Source organism: Citrobacter sp. XT1-2-2 (genome assembly GCF_023516235.1).
GTDB classification, from domain to species: Bacteria; Pseudomonadota; Gammaproteobacteria; order Enterobacterales; family Enterobacteriaceae; genus Citrobacter; species Citrobacter werkmanii.
This window is the reverse complement of record NZ_CP097324.1, coordinates 2,248,322-2,270,541: the sequence shown is the minus strand read 5'-3', so window position 1 is coordinate 2,270,541 and position 22,220 is coordinate 2,248,322. Positions and strand designations below refer to the sequence as shown.

21 protein-coding genes and 1 other annotated feature are annotated in these 22,220 nt (G+C 52.7%); of the genes, 10 read left to right on the top strand and 11 right to left on the bottom strand.

Annotated elements, in window-relative coordinates; all coding sequences use genetic code 11:
* Positions 1–4: 4 nt before the first annotated feature.
* The gene (locus M4I31_RS10760; RefSeq protein ID WP_038640953.1) at positions 5–313 is read right to left on the bottom strand and encodes a LapA family protein; all 309 of its coding nucleotides are present in this window, start codon (positions 311–313) and stop codon (positions 5–7) included.
* 149 nt (positions 314–462) lie between these two features.
* A complete protein-coding gene (pgpB, locus tag M4I31_RS10755; RefSeq protein WP_085048101.1) occupies positions 463–1,227 on the bottom strand; it encodes a phosphatidylglycerophosphatase B in 765 nt (254 codons plus the stop codon).
* A 201-nt stretch (positions 1,228–1,428) separates the two neighbouring features.
* Between pgpB and ribA the strand changes: the two genes are divergently transcribed.
* The gene (gene ribA / locus M4I31_RS10750) at positions 1,429–2,019 is read left to right on the top strand and encodes a GTP cyclohydrolase II (protein ID WP_038640958.1); all 591 of its coding nucleotides are present in this window, start codon (positions 1,429–1,431) and stop codon (positions 2,017–2,019) included.
* Between the two features lie 52 nt (positions 2,020–2,071).
* Here the strand turns inward: ribA and acnA are convergent, their stop codons facing one another.
* From acnA to topA, 5 genes are all read right to left on the bottom strand, one after another.
* Positions 2,072–4,747: an aconitate hydratase AcnA gene (acnA, locus tag M4I31_RS10745; protein WP_038640960.1), complete on the bottom strand. Its 2,676-nt coding sequence runs from the start codon at positions 4,745–4,747 to the stop codon at positions 2,072–2,074.
* Positions 4,748–5,054: 307 nt separating this feature from the next.
* Positions 5,055–5,222, bottom strand: a complete 168-nt coding sequence (locus tag M4I31_RS10740; RefSeq protein ID WP_165407704.1) for a hypothetical protein — start codon at positions 5,220–5,222, stop codon at positions 5,055–5,057.
* Positions 5,223–5,225: 3 nt separating this feature from the next.
* Entirely contained in the window at positions 5,226–5,366 is a 141-nt protein-coding gene (locus M4I31_RS10735) for a YmiA family putative membrane protein (RefSeq protein WP_216422382.1), read from the bottom strand.
* A gap of 314 nt (positions 5,367–5,680) precedes the next feature.
* Complete coding sequence (cysB, locus tag M4I31_RS10730; RefSeq protein ID WP_042308079.1) at positions 5,681–6,655, bottom strand: HTH-type transcriptional regulator CysB; 975 nt, start codon at positions 6,653–6,655, stop codon at positions 5,681–5,683.
* Between the two features lie 208 nt (positions 6,656–6,863).
* On the bottom strand, positions 6,864–9,461 hold the full coding sequence (topA, locus tag M4I31_RS10725; protein WP_250856869.1) for a type I DNA topoisomerase: 2,598 nt from the start codon (positions 9,459–9,461) through the stop codon (positions 6,864–6,866).
* Positions 9,462–9,859: 398 nt separating this feature from the next.
* Here topA and M4I31_RS10720 point away from each other — a divergent pair, with 398 nt between their 5' ends.
* Positions 9,860–10,111, top strand: coding sequence for a YciN family protein (locus M4I31_RS10720; RefSeq protein WP_003020616.1), 252 nt, complete (start codon positions 9,860–9,862; stop codon positions 10,109–10,111).
* Between the two features lie 108 nt (positions 10,112–10,219).
* On the opposite strand, the gene sohB is transcribed toward M4I31_RS10720, so the two are convergent.
* Positions 10,220–11,266, bottom strand: a complete 1,047-nt coding sequence (gene sohB / locus M4I31_RS10715) for a protease SohB (RefSeq protein ID WP_069324978.1) — start codon at positions 11,264–11,266, stop codon at positions 10,220–10,222.
* Positions 11,267–11,488: 222 nt separating this feature from the next.
* On the opposite strand from sohB, the gene M4I31_RS10710 reads away from it, so the two are divergent.
* On the top strand, positions 11,489–12,250 hold the full coding sequence (locus M4I31_RS10710) for a YciK family oxidoreductase (protein WP_085048099.1): 762 nt from the start codon (positions 11,489–11,491) through the stop codon (positions 12,248–12,250).
* Complete coding sequence (cobO, locus tag M4I31_RS10705) at positions 12,247–12,837, top strand: cob(I)yrinic acid a,c-diamide adenosyltransferase (RefSeq protein WP_085048098.1); 591 nt, start codon at positions 12,247–12,249, stop codon at positions 12,835–12,837. Before M4I31_RS10710 ends, cobO begins: the two co-directional genes overlap by 4 nt.
* 83 nt (positions 12,838–12,920) lie before the next feature.
* Here the strand turns inward: cobO and rluB are convergent, their stop codons facing one another.
* The 3 genes from rluB to rnm all read right to left on the bottom strand — a co-directional run bounded on the left by rluB (position 12,921) and on the right by rnm (position 15,404).
* Positions 12,921–13,796, bottom strand: a complete 876-nt coding sequence (rluB, locus tag M4I31_RS10700; RefSeq protein ID WP_038640972.1) for a 23S rRNA pseudouridine(2605) synthase RluB — start codon at positions 13,794–13,796, stop codon at positions 12,921–12,923.
* Between the two features lie 100 nt (positions 13,797–13,896).
* Positions 13,897–14,517 (bottom strand): L-threonylcarbamoyladenylate synthase, encoded by a 621-nt coding sequence (locus M4I31_RS10695; protein ID WP_042308069.1) that lies wholly within the window; start codon positions 14,515–14,517, stop codon positions 13,897–13,899.
* Entirely contained in the window at positions 14,514–15,404 is an 891-nt protein-coding gene (gene rnm / locus M4I31_RS10690) for an RNase AM (protein ID WP_087856124.1), read from the bottom strand. The genes M4I31_RS10695 and rnm overlap by 4 nt, the downstream gene beginning before the upstream one ends.
* Positions 15,405–15,527: 123 nt before the next feature.
* Between rnm and trpL the strand changes: the two genes are divergently transcribed.
* From trpL to trpA, 6 genes are all read left to right on the top strand, one after another.
* Positions 15,528–15,572 carry a trp operon leader peptide gene (gene trpL, locus M4I31_RS10685; RefSeq protein WP_012905981.1) on the top strand — a complete coding sequence of 15 codons (45 nt, stop codon included), beginning with the start codon at positions 15,528–15,530 and terminating at the stop codon, positions 15,570–15,572.
* Positions 15,549–15,643, top strand: a sequence feature (Trp leader region). (Overlaps the previous gene by 24 nt.)
* A 23-nt stretch (positions 15,644–15,666) precedes the next feature.
* The gene (locus M4I31_RS10680; protein WP_085048097.1) at positions 15,667–17,229 is read left to right on the top strand and encodes an anthranilate synthase component 1; all 1,563 of its coding nucleotides are present in this window, start codon (positions 15,667–15,669) and stop codon (positions 17,227–17,229) included.
* Positions 17,229–18,824, top strand: a complete 1,596-nt coding sequence (gene trpD / locus M4I31_RS10675) for a bifunctional anthranilate synthase glutamate amidotransferase component TrpG/anthranilate phosphoribosyltransferase TrpD (protein WP_038640980.1) — start codon at positions 17,229–17,231, stop codon at positions 18,822–18,824. The genes M4I31_RS10680 and trpD overlap by 1 nt, the downstream gene beginning before the upstream one ends.
* Before the next feature lie 3 nt (positions 18,825–18,827).
* Positions 18,828–20,186, top strand: coding sequence for a bifunctional indole-3-glycerol-phosphate synthase TrpC/phosphoribosylanthranilate isomerase TrpF (gene trpCF / locus M4I31_RS10670; RefSeq protein WP_085048264.1), 1,359 nt, complete (start codon positions 18,828–18,830; stop codon positions 20,184–20,186).
* 10 nt (positions 20,187–20,196) lie between these two features.
* The gene (trpB, locus tag M4I31_RS10665; RefSeq protein WP_085048096.1) at positions 20,197–21,390 is read left to right on the top strand and encodes a tryptophan synthase subunit beta; all 1,194 of its coding nucleotides are present in this window, start codon (positions 20,197–20,199) and stop codon (positions 21,388–21,390) included.
* Positions 21,390–22,196, top strand: a complete 807-nt coding sequence (gene trpA, locus M4I31_RS10660; protein WP_085048095.1) for a tryptophan synthase subunit alpha — start codon at positions 21,390–21,392, stop codon at positions 22,194–22,196. Before trpB ends, trpA begins: the two co-directional genes overlap by 1 nt.
* Positions 22,197–22,220: the final 24 nt, after the last annotated feature.

Genomic DNA, 22,220 nt, shown 5'->3' with positions numbered 1-22,220 from the left:
ATAATTATTCCTTTACAACCGACGAATCGGCGGGTACCGCAACGTCGGTCGCAGGCGCAAGCTGGTTTTCCAGTCGTTTGATTTTACGTTCGGCGCGCGCAAGAGACACTCGAACCTTCAGCCAGAAAAGGCCGCAAATTAGCCAACCAATCGCAAAACCTGCTGCAAACAATACAGCAAGCAGCGTAGAGATACGATACTCACCCTGAGCCAGCAGGTAATTAAACGTAACCTGTTGATCGTTTTGCGCACCTAATGTCACCGAAATAACAAAAATCGCCAACACCAGTAAGAAAATGAGTAAATATTTCACATTACTTCCCGTTATGTGGTTTAAGCGAATAAATCGTGTCCAACTTACCGCGTTGAGCCCTTTAAATTACCATTTTCACACCGAGTGCGAAATGGAAAAGCGCTTTATGCCTTCTGATTTAAGGGCAAAATTCGAAAAATCAATCATAGCTAACTTTCTTGCTCACGCTGCGCGATTTCTTTCGTCTCCTGCACTGGCGGTGTTAAGGGTCCGCATATCCGCTGCGCAAGCCAGGTTGCCAGGGTCACCAACAGCCAGGAAATCAGCGTTGCGACCACCAAATCACGGGGCCAGTGCATTCCCAGCAGCAAGCGGCTCCCCATCACCCCCGTCGCCCAGATAAGTAAGAATGCTATAGTCAGCGTACGTCTGCGCGGCCACAGCAATCCTACCGCCAGCAAAGCCCAACTGGCAGCAAACATTGTATGCCCGGAGGGAAAAGCAAATCCTGTTTCTTTTTGCCAGTGCTTACGTAGAAACGTTGGCACGTCCCGCTGTTCGGCTAATTGTTCTTTGACTAAGTTCCCGCGATCTTTCCGTTTTAAAGTGTAGAACTCATCCACCGGAATATGGTGCGTTTTTTCCAGCCATACAACAAATGGCCGCGGTTCCTGCACCTTATCTTTAACCCATGACTTCACGCCCTGCCCAACTAAAATCGCCACCGCCAGGATCGCAAACAGCATTACCGCCGCTTTCAGACGAAAACGCAGACACCATAAAAACCATGCACAGAGCACTACGTGAGTGATAATCCCCCATGGCTGTGTCACCGTTTCCGTTACCCAGAACAGGGATTTTAACCACCAGACATTATGCCCAGGTTGCCAGTTCCAGCCTGATACCCATACAGCAACCGGCATGATAAGCAGCAGTCCGGCGCCGACTGCGGTGCGCTTTGCAATTGAAAGCATTGCCTCTCCTTTCGTTGATAAGTCTCACAATCATAACTGAAAAATGCGCACGCCGGGAAAATTGACAATTTTGTGCCATTCCAAAAGCGAATCCGTTGTCGCAATTAGGTGAACATCGCTGGCTTATGGCAAAATAGTGCAATACAGAACAGAAGCCAACAGGCGACGGCACGACAGTGCCAGCATAATCTGGAGAATTACATGCAGCTTAAACGTGTGGCAGAAGCCAAACTGCCAACCCCCTGGGGTGATTTCCTGATGGTGGGATTTGAAGAACTGGCAACCGGACACGATCATGTCGCACTGATTTTTGGCGATATTACAGGCCAAACGCCTGTCCTGGCACGTGTCCACTCTGAGTGTCTGACTGGCGATGCGCTGTTTAGCCTGCGTTGCGATTGTGGTTTCCAGCTCGAAGCAGCCCTGTCGCATATTGCCGAAGAAGGGCGTGGCATTCTGCTCTATCATCGTCAGGAAGGGCGCAACATTGGACTGTTAAATAAAATCCGCGCCTATGCGCTGCAGGACCAGGGTTATGATACCGTTGAAGCCAATCATCAGTTAGGCTTTGCAGCAGACGAGCGTGATTTCACACTGTGTGCGGACATGTTCAAACTGCTGGGCGTTGACGAGGTACGTTTGTTGACCAATAACCCGAAGAAAGTGGAAATTCTGACCGAGGCGGGTATCAATATCGTTGAACGCGTGCCGTTGATTGTGGGTCGTAACCCGAATAATGAACATTATCTGGATACCAAAGCCGCGAAAATGGGCCATTTGTTAAATAAATAATTTCCATTTACCCGATACAGAAAAAAGCCTGCTCCCGCAGGCTTTTTACATGTCAGTTCAACATATTACGAATGACGTAGTGCAGAATGCCATCGTTCTGGTAATACGTTAACTCCGTCGCGGTATCGATGCGGCAACGGCATAAAATCACCTCTTTATGCCCATCCGCACGGGTCAAACTTACCGGAACTGTCGCCCCCGGTTTAATGTTTTGCAGATCCGTAATATCAATCGCTTCCTCACCGGTTAATCCCAGCGTTTTACGCGTAACCCCCTGTGGGAATTCAAGCGGTAAAATCCCCATGCCGATCAGGTTAGAACGGTGAATTCGCTCAAAGGACTCAGCAATCACCACGCGCACACCCAGCAAGCGTGGGCCTTTCGCAGCCCAGTCACGACTGGAGCCAGAACCATATTCCTTACCGGCAATGACCGCCAGCGGAACATTCTCCTGTTGGTATTGCATGGCCGCATCATAGATAGCTACCACTTCCGTCCCCGGTAAATGCCGCGTCATTCCGCCTTCCACGCCAGGCACCATCTCATTGCGGATACGTATATTGGCAAAAGTACCGCGCATCATCACTTCATGGTTTCCGCGGCGGGAACCGTAGGAGTTAAAGTCTTTGCGCTCAACGCCGTGGCTTTGTAGATACCGACCGGCCGGGCTATCCGCTTTAATGCTACCGGCAGGAGAAATGTGATCGGTGGTCACCGAGTCGCCTAACATCGCCAAAATGCGTGCGCCATGAATGTCCTGTACCGGATCCGGTGTAGCCTGCATACCATCAAAGAACGGCGACAAACGGATATAGGTCGAGTCAGACTGCCAGCCATAGGTGTCAGCCCGATCAACTTGAATCGCTTTCCATTCCGGCGTGCCTTCAAATACTTCGGCATACTCTTTATGGAACATCGCGGTAGAGACCTGCTCAACGGCCCGGGCGATTTCCTGGGCAGTTGGCCAGATATCTTTCAGGTAAACGGGATCGCCTTTTCTGTCATGGCCTAACGGGTCTTTCGTCAGGTTAATATTCATATTCCCCGCCAGCGCGTAAGCGACTACCAGCGGCGGTGACGCCAACCAGTTCGTCTTGACGAGCGGATGGATGCGGCCTTCAAAATTACGGTTGCCGGAAAGCACTGCGCCGACCGTGAGGTCGCCTTTTTTGATAGCCGTCTCAATAGGATCGGGCAACGGTCCGGAATTACCTATACAGGTGGTACAGCCATAACCCACGAGGTTAAAGCCCAACTCGTCAAGATACGGTGTGAACCCGGCCTGCGCCAGATAGTCAGAAACGACTTTAGAGCCAGGCGCCAGCGAGGCTTTAACCCAGGGTTGACGTTTCAGACCGAGCGTAACCGCTTTCTTCGCCAGCAGCCCCGCCGCCATCAATACGCTTGGGTTAGAGGTGTTGGTACAGGAGGTGATCGCCGCAATCACCACCGCGCCATCCGGCAACAGGTATTGATGCCCGTTCATTGTATAATCCACTGGCTGACGATCTTTTAGCGAGCTATTCACCTCAAGCTCGTTACTCGCCGAGAACGCTTTCGGGACATCTGCAAGTGCCACTCGATCCTGTGGACGCTTCGGTCCGGCAAGACTCGCTTCCACACTGCCCATATCCAGCTCCAGCGAACTGGTAAATACAGGTTCATCGCCTGGGTTACGCCACATCCCCTGCGCTTTAGCATAAGCGCCGACCAGGTCGACCTGCTCCTCACTGCGTCCGCTCAGGCGCATATATTCAAGCGTGATGTCATCAATCGGGAAGAAACCACAGGTTGCGCCATATTCCGGCGACATGTTCGCAATGGTTGCCCGATCGGCCAGCGGTAAGGTATCCAGGCCATCACCATAGAATTCAACAAATTTCCCAACCACACCATGCTTACGCAGCATTTGGGTGACGGTCAGCACCAGATCGGTCGCGGTGATACCTTCCCGCAGTTTACCTACCAGCTTGAAGCCCACCACGTCAGGGATAAGCATAGAGACCGGCTGGCCCAGCATCGCGGCTTCGGCTTCAATGCCGCCGACGCCCCAGCCCAGCACACCGAGACCATTTATCATCGTAGTATGGGAGTCGGTACCGACCAGCGTATCCGGATAAGCCACCCATTCACCGTTTTGTAATTCGCTCCAGACGGCTTTACCCAAATACTCAAGGTTAACCTGGTGGCAAATCCCCGTTCCCGGCGGCACAACGCTGAAGCGACTGAATGCTTGCTGTCCCCATTTCAGGAACACATAGCGCTCATGGTTACGTTCCATTTCCAGACGGACGTTCTCTTCGAAAGCGTCATCATCACCGAAACGATCCACCGTTACGGAGTGGTCAATGACAAGATCCACCGGCGAAAGCGGATTCACTTTTGCCGTATCCCCGCCCAAACGTTTTACCGCTTCGCGCATAGCGGCCAGATCGACCACTGCGGGTACGCCAGTAAAGTCCTGCATCAAAACGCGAGCGGGTCGATAGGCAATCTCACGGTCGGCATGCGCGGTTTTCAGCCAACGCGCCAGCGCATGAATATCGTCTTCGGTAACGGTATTTCCGTCCTGCCAGCGAAGCAGGTTCTCCAGCAAAACTTTTAGCGATTTGGGCAGGCGGGTGATATCACCCAGAGTTTGTGCGGCCAGAGGCAAGCTGTAGTAACGGTAGGTTTTATCATTAACCTGCAATGTGTCCATACTGGCTTCGCGTAGGGTCGACGACATAGCTCCTCCTTAAATGACAGGGTTAGATCCCCTGATTTTCTTCAGGGTTAGTATTAAAGATAACACAAACAAAATGTAACGCTTTGATAACAACTCAAATTGATAAAAGTGTAAACATCGGAAGAGCGGAGTGCGGTGTGAAATACACGGGGAAGATTCGAGAGCGGAAGTTGATAGCGTTAATGTGTAACAGGCATGTTGGTAGTCGATAATATGCTGATTAGAGTGGACATCGCGATTGTACGCAATAAGTCATACGAGATATCAGACAGAGGACGAATAATAATGACGATAAAATTCGTATTAATTACTGTTTCTGTTCATCATCAGTAAACAGATCAATAAACGCGCGTTGTTCAGGGGAAAGCGTCCAGGAGGTGGGGATTTCCGGCCCATTCTCTGCGCCGGTATTGCTATCTGGTTCATTTTCATGGGGAGCTGGCGTCACGGTGGTGTGTTGTTCCGGTGCGGACATGACCTACCCCCACACTTGCCAGGCCACGAGCGCGACGACAATCCAGAACACTGCGGAGCCGAGAAAAACAGCAAACCAGGCTTTACGTTTCATCACGGGATCCCTGCGTGCTGGCTGGTTTCCTGAAGGCATCGCTAACCTCATACTATCGAAATTACTTATCATTTAGGCACCAAACAATCGGTACAATTAATCATCAGATAGGAGGAATCCTAATAAAAAAGGCAAAAAAAAGCCAGTTAATTTTCAGACTCGTCCTGATAAATAAATCGATTGTTTGATCGGTTATCAATATTTGAAAGGAATTTTTAGCAAGCTGGCTAATTTGAAACTACTTTAGAGAACCTTTTCCATAAACTATATATGGTTAATTTATTCACTGTAAATTATCGATTAATTCAGCGTCTCCCGTCGGTATCGCTTTATGCAGAAGGATACCGACGAGGTAACTGCCGGTATTATTTCTCAGGCAATTTAATATCTTTAAACATGGCTTCTATATCATCGTTAGAACGCAGCGCTACCGCAGTATCCACCACATCTCGCGTCAGGTGCGGCGCGAAACGTTGAATAAAATCATACATGTAACTGCGTAAAAACGTGCTGCGACGAAAACCAATTTTGGTGGTGCTATGACTGAAGATATCGTGCGCGTCAACACGTACAAGATCAGGGTCGGAGACGGGATCAACCGCCATGCTGGCAATCACCCCCACCCCAAGCCCCAGACGCACATAGGTTTTAATGACATCGGCATCAGTCGCGGTAAATACTATACGCGGTTCCAGACCCGCACGGTTAAACGCGGTATCCAGTTCCGAACGCCCGGTAAAACCGAAGGTGTAGGTGACCAGCGGATACTGCGCTAACTCTTCAATAGAAACGGACGCTTTTCCCGCCAGCGGATGATCCGGCGTCACGACGATCGAGCGGTTCCAGTGATAGCAAGGCAGCATCACCAAATCGTCATACAGATGCAGGGCTTCTGTCGCAATGGCAAAGTCTGCATTCCCTTTCGATACCGCTTCGGCGATTTGCGTCGGCGATCCCTGGTGCATGTGCAAAGAGACGCGAGGGTAACGCTCAATAAAACCTTTAATCACGTTTGGCAGTGCGTAACGTGCTTGCGTGTGGGTCGTCGCGATGTATAACGAGCCTTTGTCCGGCCAGGTATGTTCGCCAGCCACCGACTTAATGGCATCCACCTTCGACAGAACCTCACGCGCAATACGGATGACTTCCTGCCCCGCTGGCGTAACCTGCGTCAGGTGCTTGCCGCTACGGGCAAAAATCTGGATGCCAAGTTCATCTTCAAGCATACGAACTTGCTTACTGATGCCTGGCTGGGAGGTATAAAGCCCTTCCGCCGTTGAGGAGACATTAAGGTTGTGGTTCACCACCTCAACAATGTAGCGAAGCTGCTGTAATTTCATGTCAAGCCATCCCGATTTATGCCATCAGATCATCGTTTCAGAGCAGGCTCGTTAGCGCTGCTAATACGATTTAATAATAAAAAACGTGTTAACTATAACCACTATATCATTTCTATGTAAGCTGTATAGGCATGACAAAAAATAATACGTCTGAAACAAAAAGGGCCGCTTACGCGACCCTTTAAGGAAGAATTCAGGCGGAATGCCGTTATTTCTTCCCTTCTACCCATTTACCGTCAACAAAGAACGCTGACCAACCGGTCGCCTTACCGTCTTTCTCAGCGGCAACGTATTGCTGCTTGGTTTTACGGCTGAAACGAACCATGGACTTGTTGCCATCCGGGTCAGTCTGCGGCGCGTCTGCCAGATAACGCAGTTTTTCCGGCAGACGATCGCGGAAGCGGTACAGCTCTTCCACTAACGGCGCGCGGGTCTCACGTGATTTCGGGAACGTATTTGCCGCCAGGAAGATACCTGCCGCGCCATCACGTAACACAAAATACGCGTCAGATTTTTCACACGGCAGTTCCGGCAGCGGAACCGGATCTTCTTTCGGCGGAGCGACTTCACCGTTACGCAGGATCTTACGAGTGTTTTTGCACTCGTCGTTGGTACACGCCATGTACTTACCGAAACGCCCCATTTTCAGGTGCATTTCAGAACCACATTTTTCGCACTCAACGATAGGACCGTCATAACCCTTGATGCGGAATTCACCCTCTTCGATCTCGTAGCCGTCACAGGTCGGGTTATTACCACATACATGCAGCTTACGCTTAGGATCGATAAGGTAGCTGTCCATCGCCATACCGCACTTCTGGCAGCGACGTTTGGCGCGCAGAGCGTTCGTTTCCGCGTCGTCGCCTTCCAGCACGTTCAGCACTTCGTTTTCCGGCACCAGGTTAATGGTGGTTTTGCAACGCTCTTTCGGCGACAGCGCATAGCCGGAACAGCCGAGGAAAACGCCGGTGCTGGCGGTACGAATACCCATCTTGCGTCCGCAGGTCGGGCAATCAATACTGGTCAGCACCATCTGGTTCGGACGCATACCGCCCTCTTCAGGATCTTTTTCGGCTTTATCCAGTTGCTGAGTAAAATCGGTGAAGAAGTTGTCGAGTACGCCTTTCCATTCGGCTTCGTGATTCGCCACCTGGTCGAGGCTGTCTTCCATCTGCGCGGTAAAATCGTAGTTCATCAATTCGCGGAAGTTTTCTTCCAGACGATCGGTGACGATTTCACCCATTTTTTCAGCATAGAAGCGACGGTTCTCAACACGAACATAGCCGCGATCCTGAATCGTGGAAATAATCGACGCATACGTTGATGGACGACCAATACCCCGCTTTTCAAGCTCTTTAACCAGCGAGGCTTCACTGAAACGTGCAGGCGGTTTGGTAAAGTGTTGCGCTGGCGTCAGTTCGACAAGCGTCAACGTATCGCCTTTATCCACGGCCGGTAAGATGCGATCTTCATCGCCCTTACGCAATGCAGGCATCACTTTGGTCCAGCCATCGAAACGCAGAATACGACCACGCGCTTTCAGGCGGAAATCACCCGCGCCCACGGTTAAGGTGGTGGAGTCGTATTTCGCCGGCGTCATCTGACAGGCAACAAACTGACGCCAGATCATCTGGTACAGTTTTTGCGCATCAGCTTCCATGTCTTTCAGCGATTCCGCCTGTACGGCGACATCGGAAGGACGGATAGCTTCGTGCGCTTCCTGAGAGTTCTCTTTGCTGGCGTACTGGTTCGCGCTCTCCGGCAGATATTTTTTGCCAAAATTATCGCTGATGTACTCGCGAACCATGTTCACCGCATCCTGGCTCAGGTTGGTTGAGTCAGTACGCATATAGGTGATGTAGCCCGCTTCATACAAGCGCTGCGCCATCATCATGGTTTTCTTCACGCCAAAGCCCAGTCGCGTGCTCGCAGCCTGCTGTAGCGTGGAGGTAATAAACGGCGCGCCCGGCTTGCTGCTGGTCGGTTTATCTTCACGTTCCAGGACGCTATAGCGCGCTTTTTCCAACAGGCTGACAGCGGCAAGCGTTTGTTCCCGATTGACCGGGCGGAACGGTTTATCATTCTGGTGCGTCACCTCAAGCGGCAACGCATCGCCTCCAGGCGTGGTCGTGTCAGCACCAATTTCCCAGAACTCTTCTGGAACAAATGCTTTGATTTCGCGTTCGCGCTCAACCACCAGACGCACGGCAACCGACTGTACGCGGCCTGCTGACAGACCACGCGCAATTTTTTTCCACAGCAGCGGCGACACCATATAGCCCACCACGCGGTCCATAAAGCGGCGCGCCTGTTGCGCGTTAACCCGGTCGATGTTCAGTTCGCCCGGTTTTTCAAACGCCTGACGAATAGCGTTTTTAGTAATTTCGTTAAACACCACACGGCTGTAGCGTGCGTCATCGCCGCCGATCACTTCCCGCAGGTGCCATGCAATGGCTTCCCCTTCGCGGTCAAGGTCGGTTGCGAGATAGATGTGGTCGGCTTTTTCAGCCAGTTGCTTCAGTTCAGAAACAACTTTCTCTTTACCAGGCAGCACTTCATAGCGCGCATCCCAGTTGTGCCACGGGTCAACACCCATGCGGTTGACGAGAGCGCCACGTTCATCCTTTTTGGGCTTTTTAGCCGTTTTGGTGGAGGTTGAGTCGGCGCTCTTTTTAGTTGCTGAGCCACTGGTCGGCAAATCACGGATATGACCAACGCTGGATTTCACCACGTAGTCATTACCCAGATACTTGTTGATCGTTTTGGCTTTTGCCGGGGACTCAACGATGACAAGAGCTTTACCCATATTCACCTTTACCTAATTTGATTCTTCCAGAATGCGTCGCACGTTGATTCACCTTCCACTGGCGACGAGACATTGATGTGGTCTCTGCGTCGGCGGATATCAACCCCTTAAACTTTTTCGCGCTTGTAATGTAACTCTCATGTAACTGAGTTAACAGGCTTTTTTGCTCACAAACGCTATAGCACGACGAAGTATTGGTCGAATGTCAAGCAAATCTGTTGCCAGATTGACGAAAGCGTCACACTGTACCTGATAAAATGCGTTACGCAACTTTATTAGCATGCAAAAACAAATCCCGCCAGTTGCAACCCCGACGTAAGACCTTCATTTATGTCAGGGAATATTTGCCCATAAGCCGGGCTCGGCGTAGACTAATGTCCTTGTTTAAGGAGTAAATAATGCATAAAGACACGCAACCTATCGATCGCGAAACGCTGCTGATTGAAGCCAACAAAATCATTCGTGAGCATGAGGACACGCTGGCGGGGATTGTCGCCACCGGCGTTACGCAGCGAAATGGCGTGCTGGTTTTCAGCGGAGATTACTTTTTAGACGAACAAGGGCTTCCGACGCCCAAGAGTACGGCGGTGTTTAATATGTTTAAGCACCTGGCGCACGTACTTTCTGAAAAGTATCACTTGATCGATTAATACAAGAAATGATTTGCCGGATGGCGGCTCCGCCTTATCCGGCCCGGGATGTTACGATCCTCAAGGCCGGATAAGATGCTTTAGCATCACCATCCGGCAATGACAATTTTACATCAGCGGTTTCTGTCCTCGCTGCCACCAGCGCAGCAGCAAACGATCGGCGCTCTCGGCCGCACTCCCGGTAAAGCGATCCATCAGTTTTTTGCGCTGCATATAGCGAACGCTTAACACTTCGCGACCTTCCATTAGCCCGAGAATCACTTCGTCGCTGGTATTGATTTCATCCACCAGCCCGTTTGCCAGCGCCTGTTGCCCAAACCAGTGTTCGCCGGTGGCCACCTGTTCAATGTCCAGAGTCGGACGCATGCGCTGCACAAAATCTTTAAACAGGTGATGGGTTTCATTCAGATCTTCGCGGAATTTTTGCCGCCCTTCTTCCGTGTTTTCACCCAGCAGCGTCAGCGTACGCTTATACTGCCCGGCGGTGTGCAGTTCGATATCAATATCCTTCCCCTTCAGAAAGCGGTTAAAGTTCGGGATCTGCGCCACGACGCCAATAGAGCCGACAATAGCAAACGGCGCTGAGACAATTTTATCGGCTACGCAGGCCATCATATATCCACCGCTCGCGGCGACTTTATCCACCGTTACGGTCAACGGAATCTGCTTATCGCGCAAACGCTGTAACTGCGACGCAGCCAGACCATAACCATGGACCACACCGCCCGGGCTTTCCAGGCGAACCACCACTTGATCCTGCGGTTTAACGACCGCCAACACCGCCGTCACTTCCTCACGTAACGCGCTGACCTCATGGGCGTCCATGCTGCCTTTAAAATCCAGCACCCATACACGTGGTTTATCAGATGATGTACTGTCTCCCAGCTTCGCTTTTGCCTTGGCTGCCTTTGCTTCCAGTTTCTGTTTCTTTTTCTGCGCCTTATGCCAGAATTTTTGCTGATGCCCGTCCAGTAGCGCCAGCGACAGATCATCCTTCATCTCTTTATATTGCTCGCTGAGGTTAATAACCCGCAGCTCCCCGCGCTGACGCTTGCGTTGTGTCGCGTTCACAATCAGCATCACAACTACCGCAATAGCCACCACGACAGTGACAATTTTTGCCAAAAACAGCCCATATTCAGACAACAATTCCACGAGACCCACCTTGGTTAAACAACGCTATTTCCGCTCAGTGTACAACAGGCTGCTTAACCCGTCTTGCTTCATCCATCCTGGCGCAGAATCAGCAAAAAGCATGACAAAGCGTTCATTTTGCGGTGTTATTGCCTTTGGCTGATTGAAAAAGAACAGGGTTTAAGGCATAAAGCCGAAACGTTATCGCGAACGAGAAGGCCAGAGCGTTGCCGAGGAGTAGCCGTGCATTACCAACCTAAACAAGACCTTTTACAGGACCGCATTATTCTGATTACCGGTGCCAGTGATGGTATCGGACGTGAAGCCGCACAGACCTATGCGCGATACGGCGCGACCGTGATTCTGCTTGGGCGCAACGAAGAAAAACTGCGCCAGGTTGCCCGCACTATTGCCGATGAAAACGGTACGCAGCCACACTGGTTCACGTTGGATCTGCTCACTTGTACGTCTGAAGAATGCCACCAGCTTGCACAGCGCATTGCCGCACATTTTCCACGTCTGGATGGTGTTCTCCATAATGCCGGATTACTGGGTGATATTTGTCCGATGAGCGAACAAAATCCGCAGGTCTGGCAAGATGTCATGCAGGTAAATGTGAATGCCACCTTTATGCTGACCCAGGCATTGCTGCCGCTATTGCTGAAATCCGATGCCGGATCGCTGGTCTTTACCTCTTCCAGCGTTGGTCGCCAGGGACGCGCCAATTGGGGAGCGTATGCCACTTCCAAATTCGCTACCGAAGGCATGATGCAGGTTCTGGCAGATGAATATCAGAACCGTCACCTGCGCGTAAACTGTATCAATCCAGGCGGTACGCGTACCAGCATGCGAGCCAGCGCATTTCCAACTGAAGATCCGCAAAAATTGAAAACTCCCGCCGATATTATGCCGCTCTATCTGTGGCTGATGGGCGATGACAGCCGCCGTAAAACCGGTATGACTTTCGATGCCCAACCGGGCCGTAAACCAGGAATAGCTCAATGAGTGAAGAACGCTACCAGCAACGCCAGCAGCGCGTTAAAGAGCGGGTTGATGCCCGCGTTGCCGCTGCAAAGGATGAGCGCGGGATCATTATCGTGTTCACCGGAAACGGTAAGGGTAAAACCACCGCAGCGTTCGGGACCGCCACGCGCGCGGTGGGCCATGGTAAAAAAGTCGGCGTGGTGCAATTTATTAAAGGTACCTGGCCAAACGGTGAACGAAACTTACTCGAACCCCATGGCGTAAAGTTTCAGGTTATGGCGACAGGATTTACCTGGGACACGCAAAACCGCGAGTCGGATACCGCAGCCTGTATGGCCGTATGGGAACATGGAAAGCGAATGCTGGCTGACGCTCAACTGGATATGGTTATCCTGGACGAACTGACCTATATGGTGGCGTACGACTATCTGCCGCTTGAAGAGGTTATCAATGCCTTAAATGCGCGCCCAGCCCATCAAACGGTGATCATCACCGGTCGGGGATGTCATCGCGATATTCTTGAGTTAGCAGATACGGTCAGCGAGCTACGCCCGGTTAAGCACGCGTTTGAAGCGGGCGTGAAAGCTCAGATGGGAATTGATTACTGACAGCAGGCCGGATAAGGCGCTTGCGCCGCATCCGGCTCCACGCTAACGCCTGATGGCGCTTTGCTTATCAGGCCTGGTCATGATTAACCGTTGTTGCTGCGACCGCCCGGACGACGGCTGCTGCCGACCTGTGAGTGGCGCTTCACCGCACGACGGATCTGGTTCGCTTTCATCCGACGACGATCTTTCTCGACGGCAACTTTAGAGGTCGTTTCCGGCTTCAGCTCCACCAGTTCACGCAAATAGTTGGTCTGCGCAAGATCAAGCTCCGTCCAGCCGCCACGCGGCAGGCCTTTCGGCAGCGGGATATCGCCGTAACGGACACGGATAAGACGGCTTACCTGCACGCCTACAGCTTCCCACAGGCGACGTACTTCACGGTTACGTCCTTCGGTCAGCGTGACGTTGTACCACTGGTTGATCCCTTCACCACCGCTGAACTTGATTGTTTTAAACGCCGCCGGACCATCTTCCAGCTGTACGCCACGACTCAGATCGCGCAGTTTCGCGTCATCAACCTGACCAAACACACGCACCGCATATTCACGCTCAACTTCACGGCTTGGATGCATCAGACGGTTTGCCAGTTCACCGTCGGTAGTGAACAACAGTAAACCGCAGGTATTCACATCCAGACGCCCCACGGCAATCCAGCGCGCATCGCGCAGTTTTGGCAGACGATCAAACACGGTCGGACGACCTTCCGGATCGTTACGGGTACACAGTTCACCTTCTGGTTTGTAATAGGCCAGAACGCGACAGATTTGTTCCGCAGACTCTTTAACCGAAATCAGATGACCGTCGATACGGATTTTCAGACCCGGCGTCACTTCAACGCGATCGCCGAGCGTGGCAATTTTACCATCAACGCTCACACGGCCCGCGGCAATAATGGTTTCAATTTCACGGCGAGAACCGTGGCCGGCGCGCGCCAGCACTTTTTGTAACTTTTCGCTCATAGAGCTTCCTTTAGATGTCGCCTTCACAGGCGTCGAACAGGAGAATCAACGGCGCCAGTCAGCGCCATTTTAAGGCCGCGTAGTATAGCGGTTCGCGCCCTTATAAGAAAGGTTTAACGTCGCCGACGCCTTCACGCAAGACCACCGGAGAATCGTCAGTTAAATCGATGACCGTGGTCGGCTGCTGGCCGAGATAGCCGCCGTGGATAATCAACTCCACCTGCTTCTCCAGACGATCCTTAATCTCTTCCGGGTCAGATTCGGTAAATTCACTGCCCGGCAGCATCAGTGACGTGGAAAGCATCGGTTCGCCCAGCGCTTCCAGCAGCGCCAGCGCAATCGGATTCGACGGCACACGCAGGCCGATGGTCTTACGTTTTTCCTGCAACAATCGGCGTGGCACTTCTTTCGTCCCTTTCAGGATAAAGGTGTAGTTGCCCGGCGTGTTATTTTTAATCAAACGAAAAGCCACGTTATCGACAAACGAATAGGTCGACAGTTCGGACAGGTCACGGCACATCAGCGTAAAGTTGTGTCCGTCCGGCAGGTGGCGAATGCGACAAATGCGCTCCATTGCGCCTTTATCTTCAATTTTGCAGCCCAACGCATAGCCGGAATCGGTTGGATAGACAATCACCCCGCCCTTACGCACGATTTCAACGGCCTGATTGATCAGCCGCTGCTGCGGGTTTTCGGGATGAATATAAAAAAACTGGCTCATACTTTCCTCTCTGTAATCTCAGGCTGTTCCCAAAGTTGCCAGACGCCTTCTACGCCTGCGGGCAACCAGAGTTTACGACCCAGTTCAATCCACGGGCAGGGCTGATGAAAATCAGATCCTTGCGATGCCCACAATTGATGCTGGCGCGCAAGCGTCGCCAGATGGGTGCGTTCATTGGGAGACTGTTGGCACTGCGCCACTTCCATCGCGTCACCGCGGTGTTCAGCGAAGTATGCAACCAGTCTTTTCAGCCACTTAGCGCTAAGATCGTACCGCCCCGGATGAGCCAGAACTGCCTTACCGCCAGAATGATGAATGACATCAATAGCTTGTTCTATTGTACACCACTGCGGCGGAACGTAACCGGTTTTCCCACGGGCAAGGTATTTTTTAAAAACATCTGCAATAGTCGTGGCTTTTCCGCATTCCACCAGAAAACGCGCAAAATGTCCCCGCGTGACCGCCCCGCCATCTGCCAGACGCAACGCGCCTTCCCATGCGCCGGGAATATGCGCTTTGTCGAGTCGTTCAGCAATCAGGCGCGCGCGCTGCTGACGGCGCTCCGTTTGTTGCGCCAAAAACTCGCACATCAATGGATGAGAAATATCTATATTCAGACCCACAATATGGATCTCATGATTTTCCCACACCGTTGAAATCTCGACGCCCGAGATCAGATTTAACGCTAAACCCGAACGTGAAATTTCTTCTCTTGCCGCCGCAATACCGCCCGTGGTGTCATGATCGGTGATCGCCAGTGTGCCGACTCGCATCTCTACCGCACGGTGTACTAAGGCTTCAGGGGTTAATCGCCCATCGGAGGCTGTAGTATGACTGTGCAGGTCATAAATCACTGCGTAATTCGTGTCGCTCAAGGCGGCTCCCATTTCAATAAATGTCGTAACACGCCCATCATAGCGGTTTCGACAAATTTACTGAAATCAGGTGTTGACTTTACTCCATCGAACTAGTTAACTAGTACGCAAGTTCACATGAAGAAGGTATCTGAGATGAAAGCAACATTTGTTCTGCACGGTTGGTGGCGCACTTCCTGATTTCGGGCAGTGTCTTACGTCTGCAATATGCAACCAGATACCCGGCCCGCCAACTGAGCGGGCTTTTTTTTGAACAAAATTAATGAGAACAACGATGCAAACACCAAAACCGACACTCGAACTGCTTACCTGCGATGCCGCCTACCGTGAGAATCCGACGGCGCTGTTTCATCAGGTATGTGGCGCTCGTCCAGCGACACTGCTGCTTGAATCTGCAGATATCAACAGCAAAGATGATCTGAAGAGCCTGTTGCTGGTCGACAGCGCGTTACGCATCACCGCCCTGGGTGACACTGTCACTATTAAGGCGCTCTCCGCGAACGGCGCATCGCTGCTGCCCCTACTGGATGCAGCGCTGCCTGCTGGCGTTGAAAACGAACAACAGCCGAACATACGCCATTTGAAATTTCCCAATGTAAGCCCGTTGCTGGATGAAGACGCCCGCTTATGTTCCCTTTCCGTATTTGATGCTTTCCGTTTATTGCAGGAACTGGTCAACGTCCCTGCGCAAGAACGTGAAGCGATGTTCTTCGGCGGTCTGTTTTCCTATGACCTGGTCGCCGGTTTTGAAGATTTACCTCAGCTTGAAGCAGGTAACCGTTGCCCGGACTACTGCTTCTATCTGGCTGAAACGCTGATGGTCATCGATCACCAAAAGAAAAGTACCCGCATTCAGGCCAGCGTATTTACCCCCAGCGATGGCGAAAAACAGCGTCTGAACGCTCGTCTGGCGCAACTGAGCCAGCAGCTTACCGAGCCAGCTCCGCCACTGCCCGTGACAGAAATTCCGCAGATGCGCTGCGAATGTAACCAGAGCGATGAAGAATTTGGCGCTGTGGTGCGCGGGATGCAAAAAGCCATTCGCGCAGGCGAGATTTTCCAGGTGGTTCCGTCCCGCCGTTTCTCATTGCCCTGCCCGTCACCGCTGGCGGCCTACTATGTGCTGAAGAAAAGTAATCCCAGCCCGTATATGTTTTTCATGCAGGACAACGATTTCACGCTGTTCGGCGCCTCCCCGGAAAGCTCGCTGAAATATGATGCCACCAGCCGGCAGATTGAGATCTACCCGATTGCCGGGACGCGTCCGCGCGGTCGCCGTGCGGATGGCTCGCTGGACCGCGATCTCGACAGCCGTATCGAGCTGGAGATGCGTACCGATCATAAAGAGCTTTCCGAGCACCTGATGCTGGTTGACCTTGCGCGTAACGACCTGGCGCGCATCTGCACGCCGGGCAGCCGCTACGTTGCTGACCTGACCAAAGTGGATCGCTACTCCTTCGTGATGCACCTGGTTTCCCGCGTGGTCGGCGAACTGCGTAGCGATCTGGATGTGCTGCATGCGTACCGCGCCTGTATGAATATGGGCACGCTAAGCGGCGCGCCGAAAGTTCGCGCCATGCAGCTTATCGCCGAGGCAGAAGGTCGTCGCCGTGGCAGCTATGGCGGCGCGGTAGGCTACTTTACCGCCCATGGCGATCTGGATACCTGTATTGTGATTCGTTCCGCACTCGTGGAAGACGGTATTGCCACCGTACAAGCCGGTGCCGGGATTGTTCTGGATTCTGTACCGCAGTCTGAAGCCGATGAAACCCGTAATAAAGCGCGTGCGGTTTTACGTGCTATCGCCACCGCGCACCACGCACAGGAGACCTTCTAATGGCTGACATTCTGCTGCTCGATAACATCGACTCATTTACCTATAACCTGGCGGATCAGCTGCGTACTAATGGTCACAACGTGGTGATTTACCGCAACCATATTCCGGCCCAGACGTTAATTGACCGCTTAGCAACCATGAAAAACCCGGTGCTGATGCTCTCTCCGGGACCCGGTGCGCCAAGCGAAGCAGGCTGCATGCCGGAACTGTTAACCCGCCTGCGCGGTAAGCTGCCGATTATTGGTATTTGTCTGGGGCATCAGGCGATTGTTGAGGCCTACGGCGGCTATGTCGGTCAGGCCGGAGAGATCCTGCACGGTAAAGCATCCAGTATTGAACATGACGGTCAGGCAATGTTCAGCGGTCTGGCAAATCCATTGCCGGTAGCGCGTTACCACTCGCTTGTTGGCAGCAACGTTCCAGCCGGTTTGACCATCAACGCCCACTTTAACGGCATGGTGATGGCGGTCCGTCACGATACCGACCGCGTGTGTGGCTTCCAGTTCCATCCGGAATCGATCCTCACCACCCAGGGCGCACTTCTGCTGGAGCAAACGCTGGCATGGGCGCAACAGAAACTCGAACAGACCAATACGCTGCAACCTATTCTGGAGAAACTGTATCAGGCTCAGACGCTGTCCCAACAGGAAAGCCACCAACTGTTCTCGGCCGTAGTACGCGGTGAACTGAAGCCGGAACAGCTCGCTGCGGCCCTGGTGAGCATGAAAATTCGTGGCGAACACCCGCATGAAATTGCCGGCGCGGCAACCGCGCTGCTGGAAAACGCCGCCCCGTTCCCGCGTCCTGATTATCTGTTTGCCGATATTGTCGGTACCGGCGGTGACGGTAGCAACAGTATCAATATCTCCACGGCCAGCGCCTTTGTTGCGGCGGCCTGTGGACTGAAAGTGGCCAAACACGGCAACCGCAGCGTCTCCAGTAAATCGGGCTCTTCAGATCTGTTGGCGGCATTTGGCATTAATCTGGACATGAACGCCGATAAATCCCGTCAGGCGCTTGACGATCTCGGCGTGTGCTTCCTGTTTGCACCGAAATACCACACCGGTTTTCGCCACGCCATGCCGGTACGCCAACAGTTAAAAACCCGCACGCTGTTTAACGTGCTCGGTCCGTTGATTAACCCGGCGCATCCGCCGCTGGCGCTGATCGGCGTTTACAGCCCGGAACTGGTGCTGCCGATTGCCGAAACGCTGCGCGTATTGGGGTATCAGCGTGCCGCGGTCGTACACAGCGGCGGCATGGATGAAGTTTCGCTGCATGCGCCGACTATTGTGGCAGAGCTGCATGATGGCGAAATCAAGAGTTATCAACTGACGGCGGAAGACTTTGGCCTGACGCCGTACCATCAGGAACAGCTGGCGGGCGGTACGCCGGAAGAAAACCGTGACATTCTTAGTCGCTTGTTACAAGGTAAAGGTGAAGCCGCTCATGAAGCAGCCGTTGCCGCGAATGTCGCCATGTTAATGCGCCTGCACGGTGAAGAAGATTTAAAAACTAATGCGCAAACCGTGATTAATGTGCTGCGTAGCGGCGCGGCCTACGACCGTGTTACTGCGCTGGCAGCAAGAGGGTAAATGATGCAAACCGTTTTAGCGAAAATTGTCGCTGACAAGGCGATTTGGGTAGAAGCCCGTAAACAACAACAACCGCTGGCCAGCTTTCAGAATGACGTACAACCCAGCGCTCGTGATTTCTACGATGCGCTGCAAGGCGCACGTACCGCCTTTATTCTGGAGTGCAAAAAAGCCTCGCCATCGAAAGGTGTGATCCGTGATGACTTCGACCCGGCACAGATTGCGGACGTGTATAAACATTATGCTTCAGCGATTTCCGTACTGACCGATGAAAAATATTTCCAGGGCAGCTTTGATTTCCTGCCCATCGTCAGCCGTATCGCGTCGCAACCCATCCTGTGTAAGGACTTTATTATCGATCCTTACCAGATATACCTGGCGCGTTTCTACCAGGCGGACGCCTGCCTGCTGATGCTGTCAGTACTGGAGGATGAGCAATATCGACAACTCGCCGCCGTGGCCCATAGCCTGAAAATGGGTGTTCTGACCGAGGTCAGCAACGAAGAAGAGCTGGAACGCGCGATTGCGCTTGGCGCAAAAGTCGTCGGTATTAACAACCGCGATTTACGTGACCTGTCGATTGATCTGAATCGCACCCGCCAACTGGCGCCACGTCTGGGCCATGGCGTAATCGTCATCAGCGAGTCCGGTATTAATACCTACGGCCAGGTACGCGAACTCAGCCACTTCGCCAACGGTTTTCTGATTGGCTCTGCGCTGATGTCGCATGATGACCTGCACGCCGCTGTGCGTCGGGTTCTGCTTGGCGAGAACAAAGTCTGCGGTTTGACCCGGGCTCAGGATGCAAACGCGGCATATGAAGCGGGCGCAATATATGGCGGGTTGATTTTTGTGCCCTCATCTCCGCGCGTAGTTAGCGTTGAGCAGGCGCGGGAAGTGATGAGCGGCGCGCCATTACAGTATGTCGGCGTGTTCCGCAACACCGAGATTACCGAGGTGCGCGATAAAGCGTTGGCCCTGGGACTGACTGCGGTGCAACTGCATGGGAGCGAAGATCAGACCTATGTTGACGCGCTGCGCGATGCGCTGCCCAAACAGGTGCAAATCTGGAAAGCGCTGAGTGTTGGCGAAACGTTGCCAGACCGGGATTATCAGCATGTCGATAAATACGTGTTCGACAACGGCCAGGGTGGTAGCGGTCAACGCTTCGACTGGTCGCTTTTAGGCGGGCAATCGCTGGAAAACGTTTTACTGGCTGGCGGACTTGGCGCTGATAACTGTGTCAACGCGGCAAAAACCGGCTGTGCCGGGCTCGATTTTAATTCTGGCGTAGAGTCACAGCCGGGCATCAAAGATGCACGACTTCTGGCTTCGGTCTTTCAGACGCTGCGCGCATATTAAGGAAAAGGACATGACAACATTACTCAATCCGTACTTTGGTGAATTTGGCGGTATGTATGTGCCACAAATTCTGATGCCTGCTCTGCGTCAACTGGAAGAAGCTTTCGTCAGCGCGCAAAAAGATCCTGAGTTTCAGGCGCAGTTTACCGATCTGCTGAAAAACTATGCTGGTCGTCCAACCGCGCTGACAAAATGCCAGAACATTACTCACGGGACCAACACCACGCTGTATCTTAAGCGTGAAGATTTACTGCACGGCGGCGCGCACAAAACTAACCAGGTGTTGGGTCAGGCGTTACTGGCGAAGCGTATGGGGAAAACGGAAATCATCGCCGAAACCGGCGCAGGTCAGCACGGCGTCGCATCGGCGATAGCCAGTGCGCTGCTGGGTCTGAAGTGCCGTATTTATATGGGCGCGAAAGACGTTGAGCGTCAGTCGCCTAACGTTTTCCGTATGCGTCTGATGGGGGCAGAAGTCATTCCTGTTCATAGCGGTTCTGCAACGCTGAAGGATGCCTGTAACGAAGCCCTGCGCGACTGGTCTGGCAGCTACGATACCGCGCACTATATGCTCGGGACGGCGGCAGGACCGCATCCCTTCCCGACCATTGTACGTGAATTCCAGCGCATGATCGGCGAAGAAACAAAAGCGCAGATCCTGGAAAAAGAAGGTCGTTTGCCGGACGCTGTTATCGCCTGCGTGGGCGGTGGTTCTAACGCCATTGGTATGTTTGCCGATTTTATTAATGAAACCAGCGTCGGTCTGATTGGCGTAGAGCCAGGCGGTCACGGGATCGAATCCGGTGAACACGGCGCACCGTTAAAACACGGTCGTGTCGGGATTTACTTTGGCATGAAATCCCCGATGATGCAGACCGAAGAAGGACAGATTGAAGAGTCTTACTCTATTTCCGCAGGTCTGGATTTCCCGTCTGTCGGGCCGCAGCATGCATACCTGAACAGCATCGGTCGCGCCGATTATGTTTCAATCACCGACGATGAAGCGCTGGAAGCCTTCAAAACGCTGTGTTTACATGAGGGGATTATCCCGGCGCTGGAGTCCTCCCATGCCCTGGCACACGCCCTGAAAATGATGCGTGAAAATCCGGAAAAAGAGCAGTTACTGGTGGTAAATCTCTCCGGTCGCGGCGACAAAGACATTTTCACCGTACACGATATTCTGAAAGCGCGAGGGGAAATCTGATGGAACGTTACGAAAATCTTTTTGCACAGTTGAAGGACCGCAAAGAAGGTGCTTTTGTCCCCTTCGTAACCCTGGGCGATCCGTCGGTTGAGCAGTCACTGAAAATCATTGATACGCTGATTGAAGCCGGTGCTGATGCGCTTGAGCTAGGCATTCCATTCTCCGATCCGCTGGCGGACGGTCCGACCATACAGGAAGCCACACTGCGGGCATTCGCCGCGGGCGTGACACCGTCACAATGCTTTGAGATGCTGGCATTGATTCGTCAGAAACACCCTACCATTCCAATTGGTCTGCTGATGTATGCCAACCTGGTATTCAGCAAGGGTATTGACGAATTCTACGCTCAGTGTGAGAAAGTCGGTGTGGATTCTGTTTTGGTGGCAGATGTGCCTGTTGAGGAGTCTGGACCATTCAGAACTGCGGCACTCCGCCACAACATTGCACCTATTTTCATCTGCCCCCCTAACGCTGATGAAGAACTGCTCCGCCAGATTGCCTCTTACGGTCGCGGCTATACCTATCTGCTTTCACGTGCTGGCGTGACCGGTGCTGAAAATCGTGCGGCGTTACCGCTCCATCATCTGGTGGAAAAACTGAAAGAATACGGTGCTCCTCCGTCATTACAGGGATTTGGTATCTCAGCGCCTGACCAGGTCACCGGCGCGATTGAAGCCGGTGCTGCCGGGGCAATTTCCGGCTCAGCGATTGTGAAAATCATTGAGAAGAATGTTGCCGCACCTGAGCAGATGCTGGCTGAGCTGAAAGCCTTTGTCAGCGCAATGAAAGCGGCCACGCCTTACTAAGCTAAATCAACCGCCAGAGACTTC

What these genes read in the sequence shown, in the direction of transcription:
- M4I31_RS10740 (WP_165407704.1), bottom strand. Translation starts at nt 5,222, where the DNA reads ATGTCCGCACCGGAACAACACACCACCGTGACGCCAGCTCCCCATGAA.
- cysB (WP_042308079.1), bottom strand. Translation starts at nt 6,655, where the DNA reads ATGAAATTACAGCAGCTTCGCTACATTGTTGAGGTGGTGAACCACAAC.
- M4I31_RS10720 (WP_003020616.1), top strand. Translation starts at nt 9,860, where the DNA reads ATGCATAAAGACACGCAACCTATCGATCGCGAAACGCTGCTGATTGAA.
- trpD (WP_038640980.1), top strand. Translation starts at nt 17,229, where the DNA reads ATGGCTGACATTCTGCTGCTCGATAACATCGACTCATTTACCTATAAC.
- trpCF (WP_085048264.1), top strand. Translation starts at nt 18,828, where the DNA reads ATGCAAACCGTTTTAGCGAAAATTGTCGCTGACAAGGCGATTTGGGTA.
- acnA (WP_038640960.1), bottom strand. Translation starts at nt 4,747, where the DNA reads ATGTCGTCGACCCTACGCGAAGCCAGTATGGACACATTGCAGGTTAAT.
- pgpB (WP_085048101.1), bottom strand. Translation starts at nt 1,227, where the DNA reads ATGCTTTCAATTGCAAAGCGCACCGCAGTCGGCGCCGGACTGCTGCTT.
- ribA (WP_038640958.1), top strand. Translation starts at nt 1,429, where the DNA reads ATGCAGCTTAAACGTGTGGCAGAAGCCAAACTGCCAACCCCCTGGGGT.
- cobO (WP_085048098.1), top strand. Translation starts at nt 12,247, where the DNA reads ATGAGTGAAGAACGCTACCAGCAACGCCAGCAGCGCGTTAAAGAGCGG.
- M4I31_RS10695 (WP_042308069.1), bottom strand. Translation starts at nt 14,517, where the DNA reads ATGAGCCAGTTTTTTTATATTCATCCCGAAAACCCGCAGCAGCGGCTG.
- trpA (WP_085048095.1), top strand. Translation starts at nt 21,390, where the DNA reads ATGGAACGTTACGAAAATCTTTTTGCACAGTTGAAGGACCGCAAAGAA.
- topA (WP_250856869.1), bottom strand. Translation starts at nt 9,461, where the DNA reads ATGGGTAAAGCTCTTGTCATCGTTGAGTCCCCGGCAAAAGCCAAAACG.
- rnm (WP_087856124.1), bottom strand. Translation starts at nt 15,404, where the DNA reads ATGGGAGCCGCCTTGAGCGACACGAATTACGCAGTGATTTATGACCTG.
- M4I31_RS10735 (WP_216422382.1), bottom strand. Translation starts at nt 5,366, where the DNA reads ATGAGGTTAGCGATGCCTTCAGGAAACCAGCCAGCACGCAGGGATCCC.
- M4I31_RS10680 (WP_085048097.1), top strand. Translation starts at nt 15,667, where the DNA reads ATGCAAACACCAAAACCGACACTCGAACTGCTTACCTGCGATGCCGCC.
- trpB (WP_085048096.1), top strand. Translation starts at nt 20,197, where the DNA reads ATGACAACATTACTCAATCCGTACTTTGGTGAATTTGGCGGTATGTAT.
- rluB (WP_038640972.1), bottom strand. Translation starts at nt 13,796, where the DNA reads ATGAGCGAAAAGTTACAAAAAGTGCTGGCGCGCGCCGGCCACGGTTCT.